This window comes from Pseudomonas sp. Emmai, assembly GCF_055179735.1.
Window position 1 is genome coordinate 6,844,746 of the sequence record NZ_CM143685.1, and the last position, 14,015, is coordinate 6,858,760.

General features: G+C 61.7%; 12 protein-coding genes. 6 read left to right on the plus strand and 6 right to left on the minus strand.

The genetic code is table 11. The features are described 5' to 3' along the window. Nucleotides 1-119 precede the first annotated feature (119 nt). The 3 genes from metF (at nucleotide 120) to ACY4LX_RS31470 (ending at nucleotide 4,058) form a co-directional block, all read left to right on the plus strand. Complete coding sequence (gene metF, locus ACY4LX_RS31460) at nucleotides 120-965, plus strand: methylenetetrahydrofolate reductase [NAD(P)H] (RefSeq protein ID WP_123599646.1); 846 nt, start codon at nucleotides 120-122, stop codon at nucleotides 963-965. 168 nt (nucleotides 966-1,133) lie between these two features. Further along, the gene (locus ACY4LX_RS31465) at nucleotides 1,134-1,949 is read left to right on the plus strand and encodes a substrate-binding periplasmic protein (protein ID WP_463258726.1); all 816 of its coding nucleotides are present in this window, start codon (nucleotides 1,134-1,136) and stop codon (nucleotides 1,947-1,949) included. Nucleotides 1,950-2,171: 222 nt separating this feature from the next. Beyond that, complete coding sequence (locus tag ACY4LX_RS31470; protein ID WP_149659697.1) at nucleotides 2,172-4,058, plus strand: DEAD/DEAH box helicase; 1,887 nt, start codon at nucleotides 2,172-2,174, stop codon at nucleotides 4,056-4,058. 245 nt (nucleotides 4,059-4,303) lie between these two features. On the opposite strand, the gene ACY4LX_RS31475 is transcribed toward ACY4LX_RS31470, so the two are convergent. From ACY4LX_RS31475 to ACY4LX_RS31485, 3 genes are all read right to left on the minus strand, one after another. Next, nucleotides 4,304-4,897 (minus strand): YceI family protein, encoded by a 594-nt coding sequence (locus ACY4LX_RS31475; RefSeq protein ID WP_463258727.1) that lies wholly within the window; start codon nucleotides 4,895-4,897, stop codon nucleotides 4,304-4,306. A 32-nt stretch (nucleotides 4,898-4,929) separates the two neighbouring features. Then, a complete protein-coding gene (locus tag ACY4LX_RS31480; RefSeq protein WP_149659699.1) occupies nucleotides 4,930-5,481 on the minus strand; it encodes a cytochrome b in 552 nt (183 codons plus the stop codon). Between the two features lie 269 nt (nucleotides 5,482-5,750). After that, nucleotides 5,751-7,514 carry a flavin monoamine oxidase family protein gene (locus ACY4LX_RS31485; RefSeq protein WP_463258728.1) on the minus strand — a complete coding sequence of 588 codons (1,764 nt, stop codon included), beginning with the start codon at nucleotides 7,512-7,514 and terminating at the stop codon, nucleotides 5,751-5,753. Nucleotides 7,515-7,736: 222 nt separating this feature from the next. Between ACY4LX_RS31485 and ACY4LX_RS31490 the strand changes: the two genes are divergently transcribed. Together ACY4LX_RS31490 and ACY4LX_RS31495 are read left to right on the plus strand one after the other, a co-directional pair. After that, nucleotides 7,737-9,143, plus strand: a complete 1,407-nt coding sequence (locus tag ACY4LX_RS31490) for an adenosylmethionine--8-amino-7-oxononanoate transaminase (RefSeq protein ID WP_149659701.1) — start codon at nucleotides 7,737-7,739, stop codon at nucleotides 9,141-9,143. 91 nt (nucleotides 9,144-9,234) lie between these two features. Next, nucleotides 9,235-9,954 carry a 16S rRNA (uracil(1498)-N(3))-methyltransferase gene (locus ACY4LX_RS31495; protein WP_463258729.1) on the plus strand — a complete coding sequence of 240 codons (720 nt, stop codon included), beginning with the start codon at nucleotides 9,235-9,237 and terminating at the stop codon, nucleotides 9,952-9,954. A 350-nt stretch (nucleotides 9,955-10,304) separates the two neighbouring features. On the opposite strand, the gene ACY4LX_RS31500 is transcribed toward ACY4LX_RS31495, so the two are convergent. Genes ACY4LX_RS31500 through ACY4LX_RS31510 form a run of 3 tightly spaced genes read right to left on the minus strand, consistent with a single transcriptional unit; the run spans nucleotide 10,305 to nucleotide 12,851 of the window. Then, the gene (locus ACY4LX_RS31500; RefSeq protein ID WP_463258730.1) at nucleotides 10,305-11,207 is read right to left on the minus strand and encodes a transporter substrate-binding domain-containing protein; all 903 of its coding nucleotides are present in this window, start codon (nucleotides 11,205-11,207) and stop codon (nucleotides 10,305-10,307) included. A 27-nt stretch (nucleotides 11,208-11,234) separates the two neighbouring features. Continuing rightward, complete coding sequence (locus ACY4LX_RS31505; RefSeq protein WP_463258731.1) at nucleotides 11,235-11,585, minus strand: RidA family protein; 351 nt, start codon at nucleotides 11,583-11,585, stop codon at nucleotides 11,235-11,237. Nucleotides 11,586-11,609: 24 nt separating this feature from the next. Further along, complete coding sequence (locus tag ACY4LX_RS31510) at nucleotides 11,610-12,851, minus strand: D-amino acid dehydrogenase (RefSeq protein ID WP_463258732.1); 1,242 nt, start codon at nucleotides 12,849-12,851, stop codon at nucleotides 11,610-11,612. Nucleotides 12,852-12,958: 107 nt separating this feature from the next. Here ACY4LX_RS31510 and ACY4LX_RS31515 point away from each other — a divergent pair, with 107 nt between their 5' ends. Further along, a complete protein-coding gene (locus ACY4LX_RS31515) occupies nucleotides 12,959-13,867 on the plus strand; it encodes a LysR family transcriptional regulator (protein WP_463258733.1) in 909 nt (302 codons plus the stop codon). The last annotated feature ends 148 nt before the right edge of the window (nucleotides 13,868-14,015 follow it).

Here is a 14,015-nt window from a genome sequence, read left to right on the forward strand (position 1 = left end):
CTTGAGGCAGGTGCTTGCTTCTTCATCGCTTTTTTGCAGCCGTGAGTTGCGGGCTTCAACTACGAGAGTCGGCGCTACGCCCTCTTGCAGCTTGCAACTTGCAGCTGGAGGTCCCCTCCATGTCCCAAGACCGTCGCTACAGCTTCGAGTTCTTCCCGACCAAGACCGATGCTGGGCATGAAAAACTGCTCGCCACTGCCCGTCAGCTGGCGACGTACAACCCCGATTTCTTTTCCTGCACCTATGGCGCTGGCGGTTCGACCCGTGATCGCACCATCAACACCGTGTTGCAGCTCGAAAGTGAAGTCAAAGTCCCGGCCGCACCGCATCTGTCTTGCGTGGGCGACAGCAAGGACGACCTGCGCAGCCTGCTGACGCAATACAAGGCTGCCGGCATTACCCGTATCGTTGCCCTGCGCGGTGACCTGCCTTCGGGCATGGGCATGGCCAGCGGTGAACTGCGCCACGCCAACGACTTGGTTGAATTCATTCGTGAAGAAACCGGCGATCATTTCCACATCGAAGTCGCCGCTTACCCGGAAATGCATCCGCAAGCGCGCAATTTCGAAGACGATCTGAACAACTTCGTGCGCAAGGCCAACGCCGGCGCCGACAGCGCGATCACCCAGTACTTCTTCAACGCCGACAGCTACTTCTACTTTGTCGAGCGAGTACGGGCGATGGGCGTGAACATCCCGATCGTGCCGGGGATCATGCCGATCACCAACTACAGCAAACTCGCGCGCTTCTCCGATGCCTGCGGTGCGGAAATCCCGCGCTGGATCCGCAAGCAACTGGAAGCCTACGGCGATGACACCCAGAGCATTCAAGGCTTTGGCGAGCAAGTCATCACCGAAATGTGCGAACGCCTGCTGCAAGGTGGCGCGCCAGGGTTGCACTTCTATACGTTGAACCAGGCTGAGCCGAGTCTGGCGGTGTGGAATAACCTGAAGTTGCCGCGGTAAAACAGCTGCAAGCTTCAAGTTGAAAGCGACAAGCCAGATCAAAAGATCGCAGCCTTCGGCAGCGCCCACGCGCCTCCGAGCGCTGCGATCTTTTGCTTTCAACGCCCGAAACAGAGCTTCTGGATCCCGTTTCTGGCTCTTTACGGTTTCTCGTCGTAATCTCAAGTCATGCCATTGATCGCGCAGTTACTGACCGTGCTTCTTTTCACTTGCCTGAGCTTCGCCGCCCGGGGCGAGAAATTGCGCATTGTCACAGAGCCGTGGGCGCCGTACGTGTACGAGGAAAACGGCAAAGCCCTGGGCCTGGACTACGAAACCACCGCCATCGTCTTCAAACGCCTGGGCATCGAAGTGGAATGGCAATTCCTGCCCTGGAAGCGCTGCCTGTCGATGCTCGACACCGGCCAGGCCGACGGTGCGCTGGATATTTTCCACAGCGACGAACGCGACGCCACCCTGCTCTACCCCAGCGAACCGCTCTCGGAAGTCGAGTTCGTGATGTTCTACGCCAACGAACGACCTCATCCGTTTCGCACCCTTGAAGAACTCAAAGGCCTGACCATCGGCACCTCGCCGGGTTATCTCTACAGCGAGGACTTCAGCGGTTCGACATTGTTTACCCGGGAGCCGGCGCCGACCCACGAAGCCAACTTCGGCAAGCTGCTGCGCGGGCGCATCGACCTGTTGATCACTGACCGCCGGGTCGGCCAGCATTTGCTGGATGAGCTAAAGATTCGCGATCAGATCAGCGAAAACCCGACGATCATCAGTCACCAGAGCCAATTCCTGGCGGTCCGACGCAATGCCGGCATGGATTTGCTGGTGCAACGTTTCGGCGCCGAACTCAAGCGCTTCAAGCGCGAGCCCGCCTACGCCGAGCTGAGCGCCCGTTATGGCGCCGGCCCGGCCCCCGATCTGCAAGCGCCAGGCATCACCGCCGCCCGTGGAAAAACCGTTGAGCAGCAGGAAAGCGGCGCGCAGTGAATGCTCTGTTATACTCCGGCCTTCCCGCCAGGCTCACGCCCGGACGCTCGGAATCGTTCAAGGCATCTCGACCCCGCTACAGCGCAGCTTTTCAGCCCGCGCGAGCGCTCCAGACGAGCCTTCGAAACCCAGCAGGACCGGACGGGATTGCGTCCTCTTAAACGCCATTCGCGCCAGGCAAGACTCCCATTGGGCCAAGCCCTAACTAAAACAGGATTACTCATGTCCTTTGCTTCCCTCGGTCTCTCCGAGGCTTTAGTCCGTGCCATCGAGGCAGCGGGCTATACCGAGCCTACTCCGGTGCAACAGCGGGCTATCCCCGCCGTGTTGCAAGGTCGCGACCTGATGGTTGCGGCGCAGACAGGTACTGGTAAAACCGGCGGCTTCGCCCTTCCGATCCTGGAGCGGTTGTTCCCCAACGGTCACCCGGACAAATCCCAGCGTCACGGCCCGCGCCAACCGCGCGTCCTGGTCCTGACCCCTACCCGCGAACTCGCGGCTCAGGTCCATGAAAGCTTCAAGGTCTATGCCCGTGACCTGAAGTTCGTCAGCGCCTGCATCTTCGGCGGCGTCGGCATGAACCCACAGGTTCAGGCCATGTCCCGCGGTGTTGACGTGCTGGTGGCCTGCCCTGGCCGCCTGCTCGACCTCGCCGGTCAAGGCAGCGTCGATCTGTCCCACGTGGAAATCCTCGTGCTGGACGAAGCCGACCGCATGCTCGACATGGGCTTTGTCCATGACGTGAAAAAGGTCCTTGCCCGTCTGCCGAGCAAACGCCAGAACCTGCTGTTCTCGGCGACCTTCTCCAAAGACATCACCGACCTCGCCGGCAAACTGCTGCACAACCCGGAACGCATCGAAGTCACGCCGCCGAACACCACGGTCGAGCGTATCGAACAGCGTGTGTTCCGCCTGGCCGCGAGCCACAAGCGCTCCTTGCTGGCGCATTTGATTACCGCCGGCGCCTGGGAACAGGTTCTGGTCTTCACCCGCACCAAGCACGGCGCCAACCGCCTGGCCGAGTACCTGGACAAACACGGCCTGAGCGCCGTCGCGATCCACGGTAACAAGAGCCAGAACGCGCGCACCAAAGCCCTGGCCGACTTCAAGGCCGGTGAAGTGCGCATCCTGGTTGCCACCGACATCGCCGCTCGCGGCCTCGACATCGACCAGTTGCCCCACGTGGTCAACTTCGAACTGCCGAACGTCGACGAAGACTATGTGCACCGTATCGGCCGTACGGGCCGGGCCGGTCGTTCGGGCGAGGCGATCTCGCTGGTCGCCCCGGACGAAGAGAAGCTGCTGAAAAGCATCGAGCGCATGACCAAGCAGAAGATTGCCGACGGCAACCTGATGGGCTTCGACTCCAGCGCTGTAGAAGCCGAGAAGCCAGAAGTCCGCGAGCGTCCGGATGTGCGTAACCCGCGCAACCCACGTGGCCCGCGCGGCGACGGTCCGAACGGCACTGGCGGTGGCGGCGGTCGTAAAGACAAAGGCAAGGACAAGGGCGGCAAGGAAAAACCTGCCGCTACTGGCCGTGGCGATCGTCCTGCCCGTGAGCACAAACCACGCGAAGGCACTCCGGCCCGCGAACAACAGCGTCCGGCGCCACGCGCTGCGGCGGCTGATCGCGCTCCGGACGAGTTCCTGGACGATGACGTGGATAACTTCGGTAACCGCGTTGACTACGTGCCGCAAGCCAAACCGGCCCAGGGCCGTGGTCGTCGTCCGGGTGCTCCGGCACAAGGCGCGGCGGCGGGCGCAGGTGCTGGTGCTCCGCGCACCGGCGGCAAGCCTCAGGGTCGCCAAAGCGGTCCGCGCAGCAGCGACGGCGCCACCACCGGCACCCCGCCAGCCAAGCGCAGCGGCCCACGCAACGGCGCGCCACGTGACGGTCAGGCCCGTCGCGAAGAGTCCCGCAACCGCCGCCCGGCCCGCACCGACGACCAGCCTCGTTCGGAACCGGCCGTGCAGAACCCGCGTGGCCCGGCACCGAAGATCATCCATAAAGAGTCGAAAACCGATCGGTTCCCGACGCCTGAGCAACTGGATCAACTGCCAGGCCGCCCACGCGGCGAAAAACCAGCATTGCTGACTCGCAATCGCTGATTTAACGCAGTAACCAAAAATGCCCCGGATCGCGAGATTCGGGGCATTTTTTATGCGCACCAACCCCTGTAGGAGCGAGGCTTGCCCGCGAACGGGGGCAACTCGGTTTCTGTTGTGTCGCGGATGGCGCCTTCGCGGGCAAGCCTCGCTCCTACAGGGTTTTGTCGTCCATGCAATTTGTGTTCGGCCATAAAAAAACGCCCCCGATCGCGAGATCGGGGGCGTTTTTGTTGAAGCGGCGAAGGTTACTTCGCTTTCACACCTTCAAACGTGACGTACAGATCAACCGCGTCGGACTGCGGACCCAGGTCCATCATCTTGCCGAAATCAGAGCGCTTGATGCTGGTGGTGCCTTCGAAGCCGGCACGGTAGCCGCCCCATGGATCCTTGCCTTCACCCAGGAAAGTGGCCTTGACCACAACTGGTTTGGTGACACCAGCAATAGTCAGGTTGCCCGCCACGTCGGCAGTGACTTTACCGTCGGCGTTTTTGCCGGTGGTTTTAACGCCGGTGGACACGAACGTAGCTTTAGGGAAATCAGCTACTTTCAGGAAGTCTTTGCTGGAGATGTGCTTGTCGCGCTCAGCGTTGTTAGTGAAAACGCTGGCGGTGTTCACGTTGAACTCGATCTTGCTGTCTTCTGGCTTGGCAGCGTCGAAGCTGAACTTGCCGTCGATATCCTTGAAGGAACCGGTGATGTAGCTGTAACCCAAGTGGCTGATCTTGAAGTCAACGAAGGCGTGCTGGCCTTCCTTGTCGACGGTGTAGTCAGCAGCCATCACGTTAGCGGACAGCAGCGCAGAACCGATTGCCAGAGCGGCGAGAGTCTTTTTCAACATGCTTTATTTCCTTTTGGAGTCGAGGTTGAATTTCAGGCTTTGCGACCCAGCATTCGCTTAAGGGTCACATCACGGTCGATAAAGTGGTGCTTCAATGCTGCCAACGCATGGAGACCGGAAAAAATTACCAGCGCCCACGCCAGGTACAGATGAATCGCACCTGCGGTATCTGCCTGGTCCGGTAGTCCGGACACCAGTGCAGGCACTTCAAACCAATCAAACACCGGGATCCCGACGCCTTCTGCGGTGGAAATCAGGTAACCGGCAATCATCACAGCAAACAGGCAGAGATACAGAAAGGCATGCCCGAATTTCGCGCCCAGGCGCGTCATGCGGCTGTAGCTGGTCAAGGTCGGTGGCGGTGGGCTGATAAGGCGCCACACCACGCGAAACACCATCAACGCCAGCAAGATCAGACCGATGCTCTTGTGGATATCCGGCCCTGCCTTGCGCCAGGGATCGTAATAACCGAGACCGACCATCCACAGACCCAACGCGAACATTGCGAACACCGCCAGCGCTACGCCCCAGTGCATGAAGATGCTGACCCAGCCGTAGCGAGCAGTAGAGTTTCGTAGTTGCATTGCCAAGTCCCTGTAAGTGCTGGCCCAAGACTATCGAGTTATCTATCGATTTAAAGCGGAAAATTTCGCTTTGAAATATCGAGAAATACGATCAAGAGTCTCTTAGGGATGCGTTAAGGAAAGATTAAAGACGCCAATCTCTGAAAAACCAGGTAGTCCAGGCCAAGAACACCTGCGCCATCCGGTTTATTCGAATCGTGAGGGCCCTTTTCTTCAGGCGTAAAAAAAGCGCGGCATCACTGCCGCGCTTTCTTTTTCAACCCAAAGCCTTACTGCGCTTTGGTATCGGTCGCTGCCGGTGTCGTTGCAGCAGGCTTCTTGGCCGCTGGCTTCTTCGCCGGTTCAGCTTTCTTGGCCGGAGCCTTTTTAGCATCGGTTTTCGCTGCTGGCTTCTTCGCCGCAGGCTTGGCCGCTTTCTTCGCAGGCTCGGCCTTGGCCGGTGCCGCTGGCTTCGGTGCTTCCACTGGCGCCGGGGCCGGGGTTGGCACTGGAGCAGGGGCCGGAGCTGGCGGGGTCACTGGCTCTGGGGCCTTGACCGGTTCTGGCTTCTTGTCGTCATCCGAACCGCCGAACAGGTTGGTGAAGAAGTTACCTTTCTTCGCCGCCACTGCGCCGGCCGCTGCTGCGGTCGCTGCCGGCACAACTTTCACCGGTTCAAACGACTTGCCCGCCGCCAGGTCTTCAACCTGACTGGCCGCACGCTGGCCAGTGCGCAAAGCGCCTTCCAGGGTGCCCGGGTACAAGGTGTCGGTATGTTCGCCAGCAAACGCTACGCGTTGCAGCGGACGCTCCCACAGGCGCCAGTACTTGCTGATCTGGCCCGGACCGAAGGCCAGGTAAGCGCCACCCATCGACGGGTCGGTGCTGTAGCGGCGGATTTCATAACCAGTGAACGAACCGCGCGCCTGTGGATAAAACGCGTGCAGGCGAATCAGCACCTGATCGACCATCTGCTTGTCGCCGAAAGCCTGCATCACCCGCGCATTGTCGCCGGACAGGTTGATCACCACGTTGGCGCCACCCTTGAGCGCCGGCTCTACCCACAACATACCGAGGCCGGCGTTGCTGTAGATCTCGCCGGACATGCGCGCCTTGCTTTCCCAGACCGGGGTCTTGAACTTCAGCATGATCTGGTCGCGCCAACCGTAGTTGGTGCCCTTGATCGCGCCCATGTGCTGGGCATCCAGCGACGGGGTCATGATGATCTTGCTCAGGGCGCGCAATGGCACAGCGACCACCACGTAGTCAGCCTGGTAGCCAACACTGCCGACCTTGACGGTCACGCCGTCCTTGTCCTGGGTGATGGCCGAGACTGGCGAGTTGGTTTTGATGGTCTTCAGTTGTTTGACGAAGGCCTGGGCCAGCACCGGGCTACCGCCGATCAGGCGCCAAGCGCGCAAGTCACGGTCGGAAACGCCTTGGTACACCCGGCTCTGTTGTGCGAAATACAGCAGCGACAGGCGCGAAGGTTCGTCGTAACGGGTACGAATCTGCTGGTTCACCAACTGACGGGCAGTCGCTGGCAGGGTCAGACGATCGAGCCAGTTGGCCACGTTGATCTGGTCCAGGGCGAACAGCGTGCTGTTGGCCGCCGGGTTCTGCGGGTCGGTGATCGAGCGCGCCAGGTCGTCGAGGGTCTTTTCGTAGCGCTTGAGCGCTTCGGTGGTGGCCGGTTGCTTGGTTGCCAGGTCGGCGGCGGTGAAGTATTCGCCGTCGATCAGGTAGCCCGGCGTACGCACGAATTCAGGCGCCGGCGTGGTGCCGAGCTTGAAGGTCGACACGTACTTGTTCAGCACCGGCTGGGTCTTGTCGTTGCCGATCCACTCGCTGGTGGCCATGCCGGAGCGACCGCCCAGGCTCGGCTTGGCTTCCAGCAGGGTGACCTGCCAGCCTTTGTTTTGCAGCTCGTAGGCCGCGGTGAGGCCCGAAAGCCCGCCGCCGATCACGATCGCCGTTTTATCCTTGGCCAGCGCAGACACGCTGAACAGCCCCAACATCACCAGCGCACAGGCGCGCAGCCAACCAGCAGACATTCAGCGAACTCCGGAAATCAGGTAGGAAAAAGCAGTTTTGCGAGTCAGACGACTCAAAGAACCGCGAAGAATACGTCAGCCATCAAAACGCCGCCAGCGACGTCTATCTCCCCATACAAAGTAGCTCAATCGACACAATGGGTTGTCCCGGCGCGATGCATTGCATAGGCTTGCGCGATTGTTTGCCCGCGCCTGCCGCGGACCGCCTCGAGGAGACTGTAAATGGGCCTGAATAATCAGTGGATGCAACGGGACCTGGCCGTGTTGTGGCACCCCTGCACCCAGATGAAAGACCACGAACAGCTGCCGCTGATCCCGATCAAGCGCGGTGAAGGCATCTGGCTGGAAGACTTCGAAGGCAAACGCTACCTCGACGCCGTCAGTTCCTGGTGGGTCAACGTGTTCGGCCACGCCAACCCGCGAATCAATCAGCGCATCAAGGACCAGGTCGATCAACTGGAACACGTGATCCTTGCTGGTTTCAGCCATCAGCCGGTGATCGAGCTGTCCGAACGCCTGGTGAAGATGACCCCGGAAGGCCTGACCCGGTGCTTCTACGCCGATAACGGTTCGTCCTGCATCGAAGTCGCGCTGAAAATGAGCTTTCACTACTGGCTCAATCGCGGCCAGCCGAACAAGAAGCGCTTCGTCACCCTGACCAACGGCTATCACGGCGAAACCATGGCGGCGATGGCGGTGGGCGACGTGCCGCTGTTCACCGAAACCTACAAAGCCCTGCTGATGGACACCATCAAGGTGCCGAGCCCGGATTGCTACCTGCGCCCGGAAGGCATGAGCTGGGAAGAACACTCGCGCAACATGTTCGTCGCCATGGAACAGACCCTGGCCGAGAACCATGACACCGTCGCCGCCGTGATCCTTGAGCCGTTGATTCAAGGCGCGGGCGGCATGCGCATGTACCACCCGGTGTACCTCAAGCTGCTGCGCGAAGCCTGCGACCGTTATGGCGTGCACCTGATCCACGACGAAATCGCCGTCGGCTTCGGCCGCACCGGGACGATGTTCGCCTGTGAACAGGCCGGCATCCGCCCGGACTTCCTGTGCCTGTCCAAAGCCCTGACCGGCGGCTACCTGCCACTGGCGGCGGTGCTGACCACCGACGACGTCTACAGCGCCTTCTACGACGACTACCCGACCCTGCGCGCCTTCCTCCATTCCCACAGCTACACCGGCAACCCGCTGGCGTGCGCAGCGGCACTGGCGACGCTGGATATCTTCGAAGAAGACAACGTCATCGAGAACAACAAGGCCCTGGCCCAGCGCATGGCCACCTCCACCGCGCACCTGGTCGATCACCCGAACGTGGCGGAAGTGCGCCAGACCGGCATGGTCCTGGCCATCGAGATGGTCAAGGACAAGGCGACCAAGGAAGCCTACCCGTGGCAAGAGCGCCGTGGCTTGAAAGTGTTCAAGCACGCCTTGGAGCGCGGTGCTTTACTTCGCCCGTTGGGCAGCGTGGTGTATTTCCTGCCGCCGTATGTGATTACCCCGGAGCAGATCGACTTTTTGGCCGAAGTGGCCAGTGAAGGGATCGATATTGCGACCCGCAATAGCGTCAGCGTGTCGGTGCCGGAAGACTTTCACCCCGGCTTCCGCGATCCGGGCTAACAGGCACTGCATAACCCTTGTGGCGAGGGAGCTTGCCACAAAGAGTCAGCAGCCACAAAAGCGATTCCGAGCCAATTTTTAGAGACCCAAGATGAGACTGTCCCGCTTCTTTATCGACGCCCCCCTGAGCACCGGCGAGCACGAGTTGCCCGAGGCCCAGGCCCATTACATCAGCCGCGTGCTGCGCATGGCCGAGGGTGATGCGGTGCAATTGTTCGACGGCTCGGGCCACGAGTTTCGGGGTTCGCTGGTGGAAGTCGGCAAGAAACGCGTGGTGGTGCAACTCGATGAAAGCTTCATCGGGCAAGTGGAGTCGCCGTTGTCGATCCACCTCGGCCAGGGCCTGTCCCGTGGCGAGCGGATGGATTGGGCGATCCAGAAAGCCACCGAACTGGGCGTGACGGAAATCACCCCGATCTTCACCGACCGCTGCGAAGTCCGCCTCAAGGACGAACGCGCCGACAAACGCCTGCTGCACTGGCGCCAGGTGGCGATCAGCGCTTGCGAGCAGTGCGGGCGCTCACGGGTGCCGGTGATTCATCCGCCGCTGCTGTTGGCGGATTGGTTGAAGCAGACCGAGGCGGAATTGAAGCTGGTGCTGCATCCGGTGGCGCAGCCGCTGGTGAGTCATGCCAAGCCGCAGACTCTGGCGTTTCTGATCGGCCCTGAAGGGGGGTTGTCGGAGGCGGAAGTGGATCAGGCCAAAGGGGCGGGTTTTCATGCGGCTCGACTGGGGCCGCGGGTGTTGCGCACAGAGACCGCGCCAGTGGTGGCGTTGGCGGTGGCTCAGCAGCTTTGGGGTGATTTCTAAAAAAGATCGCAGCCTTTGATCGTTCCCACGCTCTGCGTGGGAATGCCTCTTCGGACGCTCTGCGTTCGGCTCTGAATGGGACGCGGAGCGTCCCGGGCTGCATTCCCACGCGGAGCGTGGGAACGATCAACGATCAGGAGGCGGTTATTGCACCGGCTCACTCACCGGTTTGGCGATGATCGCTTTCAGCTCGCTGGTCATTGGGAATTTGATCGTTCCCACGCTCTGCGTGGGAATGCCTCTTCGGACGCTCTGCGTTCGGCTCTGGATGGGACGCGGAGCGTCCCGGGCTGCATTCCCACGCGGAGCGTGGGAACGATCAACGATCAACGATCAGGATCAGGAGGCGGTTATTGCACCGGCTCACTCACCGGTTTGGCGATGATCGCTTTCAACTCGCTGGTCATCGGAAACTCCAGGTTCAAGCCCTTGGGCGGGATCGGCTGCTGGAACCAGCGGTTGTAGATGCCGTTGATTTCCCCCGAGCTGTACAGGTCGGCGAGGGTCGAGTTCACCAACTCAAGAAATTGCGGATCGCCCTTGCGCACCATGCAGCTGTAGATTTCCCGCGATTGTTCCTCACCCACCACCACCCAGTTATGCGGATCGCGAGCCTTGGCCCGTTCGCCGTAGAGCAGCGCATCGTCCATGTAAAACGCCGCCGCCCTGCCCGACTGCAACATCTGGAACGCTTCGCCGTGGTCCTTGGCGCTGATCACGAACATGTCGATTTTGTGATCGACGTTGTAGCTCTTCAGAAACCGCTCATTGGTGGTCCCGGCGGTGGTCACGACATTCTTGCCGCGCAGGTCGGCGAAGCTTTTGATCCCGCTGTCCTTGGCCGTGAGCAACTGCCCTTTCACATAGATAAACCCGTAGGAAAACGCCACTTGCTGCAGGCGCTCGGCCGTCACCCCGGTGGAGCCGCACTCAAGGTCGACCGTGCCGTTCTGCACCAGCGGAATGCGGGTTTGCGAGGTCACCAGGTTGTACTTCACCTGCAAGTTCGGCTGATCGAGTTTTTGCTTGATGCGCTCGACAATCTTGCCCGCCAGGTCCACCGAGTAACCCATCGGCTGCCCCGAGTGATCACCCACGTAGGAGAACGGCACCGACGCATCGCGATAGCCCAGGGTGATGCTCTTGGCATTCGCGACCTTGTTCAGCGTGCCCGTCAGCGGCGCTTCCGTGGCCTGGACCTGACTGCCAAGCAGCAGGCCGAAGGTGCAGCCGATCAACGTGATTTTTTGCATTGTTATTCTCCGTTGTGGGTGGGGCGATTAGCGGCGGGCGGCGATCACGGTGATTTCCACCAGTACTTCGGGACGGGCCAGTTGCGCCTGCAAGGTGGTGCGGGTCGGCGCCTTGCCCAGCGACAGCCATTGCGACCAGACCTCGTTCATGGCGGCGAAATCGCGGCCAATGTCGCTTAGGTAAATAGTCGCGCTGAGCAGGTGATCCTTGTCGCTGCCGGCCTCGGCCAGCAGCGCATCGATTTTCGCCAGCACCTCGGCGGTCTGGCCGCTGACGTCGCGGCTCTCGCCCGGCACCTGGCCCGAGAGAAACACCAGTTCGCCAAAGGTCAGGGCGGCGGAGAGGCGGCTGTTGCTGTTGATTCGGTTGATGCTCATCGGTTCTTCCTTATCAAGCTCAAGTCAGGCGACGCGAGGCGCGAGGCCGTGCATTTCAATCGAAGGTGCGCGCTGCGTCAGCAAATCCCTGAGCAGTCGCGCGCTGCCGCAGGCCAAGGTGAAGCCCAGCGCGCCATGGCCGAGATTGAGCCAAAGGTTGCGGTACGCCGTGGCGCCAATCAGCGGCACGCCGCTGGGGGTCGCCGGGCGCATGCCGGCCCATTCGATGGCGGCGTCGTAGTCGCCGGCATGGGGCAAGGTGTCCCGGGCCTGGCGTTTGATCAGCGCCAGGCGCTTGGGATCGAGCGCCGGGTCGAAGCCGACAATGTCGACCATCGCCGCCACCCGCAGTTGAGCACCGATGCGGGCGTAAACGATCTTGCGGTTGTAATCGGTGATGCTCAGGTCCGGCGCCCGATGTTCGGCGCGAATCGGTGCGGTCAGGCTATAGCCCTTGAGCGGGTACAGCGGCAGGTTCATACCGGGCAACGCCAGCGCCGGGCTGCGATGCCCGGCCGCGATCACCAGTTGCTCGACCGGCAACACCTGCGCGCCCATTTCGATGGCCTGCACCGCGCCGTCCGTGTGGCGAATGCCGGTGACCGTTTGCCCGAGCAAAAACTCGCAACGCCCCGACGCCTTGAGCCGGGCCACCAGTTGCTGGCAGAACCCGTGGCAGTCGGCGACTTCTTCATCGGGGGTGTAAATCGCGCCCACGAACGGCGCCTCGGCAAGTGCCGGCTCCAGTTCGGCGCATTCGGCCCGGGACAACACCTGCTGCTGTTGTGGATCAGCCAGACCGTGGCGCGCATGCTCGAAACTCGTGGTTTCACGAAACGTCACCAGTTTGCCGTTGCGCCGCCAGTCGAAGCCGTCGAGACGATCTTTCTCGCGCCAGCCTTGCAACGTCGCCTGGCTGAGCAGCGCCAGGCGCAGCAGATGCGCGCTGTTGCGCTGGTTCACCGAGCTGCGGCAGGCCGCCAGAAAGGACGCCATCCAGCGCCATTGCGCCGGGTCCAGGCGCGGGCGCAGCTTCAGGGGTGAGTCACCGCGCAGCATCCAGCCGATCGCCTGCAACGGCACGCCGGCGTCGGCCAGCGGTGCGACGTAGCGGTAGGACAACTGGCCGCCGTTGGCGAAACTGGTTTCGCTGGCCAGCGAGTCCCGGGCCTCGACCAGCGTCACGTCGATGCCGTCGCGCACCAGTGCGTAAGCCGTTGTCAGCCCGATGACGCCGCCGCCGATGATGCAAACCCGCTGAGCCATGCCTGTCCTTAACCGTTGTTGAAACAGGCCCCAGGTTAGGACCAGGTGACAGCCGTTGAACAATGCATAAAGATGGCTAACCCATAAACAAAGGTTATGGACTCGCCATGCGCCTGCGTCACATCGAGATTTTCCAAGCCATCCGCCAGACCGGTTCGGTCAGTGGTGCCGCGCAGTTGCTGCACGTCTCGCAGCCGGCGGTGAGCAAGGTGCTGCAACACGCCGAGCAGCAACTGGGCTTTGCGTTGTTCCTGCGGGTGCGCGGTAAATTGCAGGCCACGCCCGAAGCGCTGGAGCTTGAGCGCGAGGTCGATAAGGTCACCGAAAGCCTGCAAGGTGTGCGACGCCTGGCCCAGAGCCTGCGCCGCGAGCCGGGCCACAGCGTGCGGATCGGCGCGATCCCGGCGTTAGCGCTGTCGCTGCTGCCACCGGCGATCAACGAATGGACACAACGTTACCCGGACATCGTCTGCGAACTGTCCAGCGCCCACAGCCGTGAGCTGATGCAGAACCTGTTGATGCGCGAAGTGGACGTCGCCCTGACGTTGCAGCCGCCGGATCATCCGGGGCTGAAGGCCCAAGCCCTGGCCAGCGGGATGCTGGTGGCGTTGGCGCCGCTGGGTTATTGGCCCGCTGACAGCCACGGCCAGCCGTTGCCATTGCTCGAACTGGCCGGCGCGCCGCTGATCGGCCTGTCCAGCGCCGACCCATTGGCCGCCCGGCTCGACAGCTACCTGGAAGCGGTCGATCCGCCGCCGCGAGTGCGCATTGCCGTGCAAACTTATTCACTGGCCCGGGCGATGGTGGAATCCGGGGCCGGGCTGGCGGTCATCGACCCGTTCACCGCCCTCGGCGCCTCCCCCGCCGCCACGGCGATTCGTCCCCTGGCACCGGCGCTGCCGATCACCTTGTACGCCGTGACCCGCGCCGACGAACCGCCGCCGCATACCTTGAGCGACCTGTTGCAGGTCTTCAGCCGCAGGGCGCAGGCGCAACTGGATCGATTGATTCTGTAATGTGTCCCTGCTCGCGAAAGCGTCAGCAATTGTGGGGGGACTTCTAGGGCCCCATCACCCGTAGGAGCGAGGCTTGCCCGCGAAAGCGTCGGTACATTCAACATTTATGCTGACTGACACGCCGCCTTCGCGGGCAAGCCTCGCTCCT

What these genes read in the sequence shown, in the direction of transcription:
- metF (WP_123599646.1), top strand. Translation starts at nt 120, where the DNA reads ATGTCCCAAGACCGTCGCTACAGCTTCGAGTTCTTCCCGACCAAGACC.
- ACY4LX_RS31465 (WP_463258726.1), top strand. Translation starts at nt 1,134, where the DNA reads ATGCCATTGATCGCGCAGTTACTGACCGTGCTTCTTTTCACTTGCCTG.
- ACY4LX_RS31470 (WP_149659697.1), top strand. Translation starts at nt 2,172, where the DNA reads ATGTCCTTTGCTTCCCTCGGTCTCTCCGAGGCTTTAGTCCGTGCCATC.
- ACY4LX_RS31475 (WP_463258727.1), bottom strand. Translation starts at nt 4,897, where the DNA reads ATGTTGAAAAAGACTCTCGCCGCTCTGGCAATCGGTTCTGCGCTGCTG.
- ACY4LX_RS31480 (WP_149659699.1), bottom strand. Translation starts at nt 5,481, where the DNA reads ATGCAACTACGAAACTCTACTGCTCGCTACGGCTGGGTCAGCATCTTC.
- ACY4LX_RS31485 (WP_463258728.1), bottom strand. Translation starts at nt 7,514, where the DNA reads ATGTCTGCTGGTTGGCTGCGCGCCTGTGCGCTGGTGATGTTGGGGCTG.
- ACY4LX_RS31490 (WP_149659701.1), top strand. Translation starts at nt 7,737, where the DNA reads ATGGGCCTGAATAATCAGTGGATGCAACGGGACCTGGCCGTGTTGTGG.
- ACY4LX_RS31495 (WP_463258729.1), top strand. Translation starts at nt 9,235, where the DNA reads ATGAGACTGTCCCGCTTCTTTATCGACGCCCCCCTGAGCACCGGCGAG.
- ACY4LX_RS31500 (WP_463258730.1), bottom strand. Translation starts at nt 11,207, where the DNA reads ATGCAAAAAATCACGTTGATCGGCTGCACCTTCGGCCTGCTGCTTGGC.
- ACY4LX_RS31505 (WP_463258731.1), bottom strand. Translation starts at nt 11,585, where the DNA reads ATGAGCATCAACCGAATCAACAGCAACAGCCGCCTCTCCGCCGCCCTG.
- ACY4LX_RS31510 (WP_463258732.1), bottom strand. Translation starts at nt 12,851, where the DNA reads ATGGCTCAGCGGGTTTGCATCATCGGCGGCGGCGTCATCGGGCTGACA.
- ACY4LX_RS31515 (WP_463258733.1), top strand. Translation starts at nt 12,959, where the DNA reads ATGCGCCTGCGTCACATCGAGATTTTCCAAGCCATCCGCCAGACCGGT.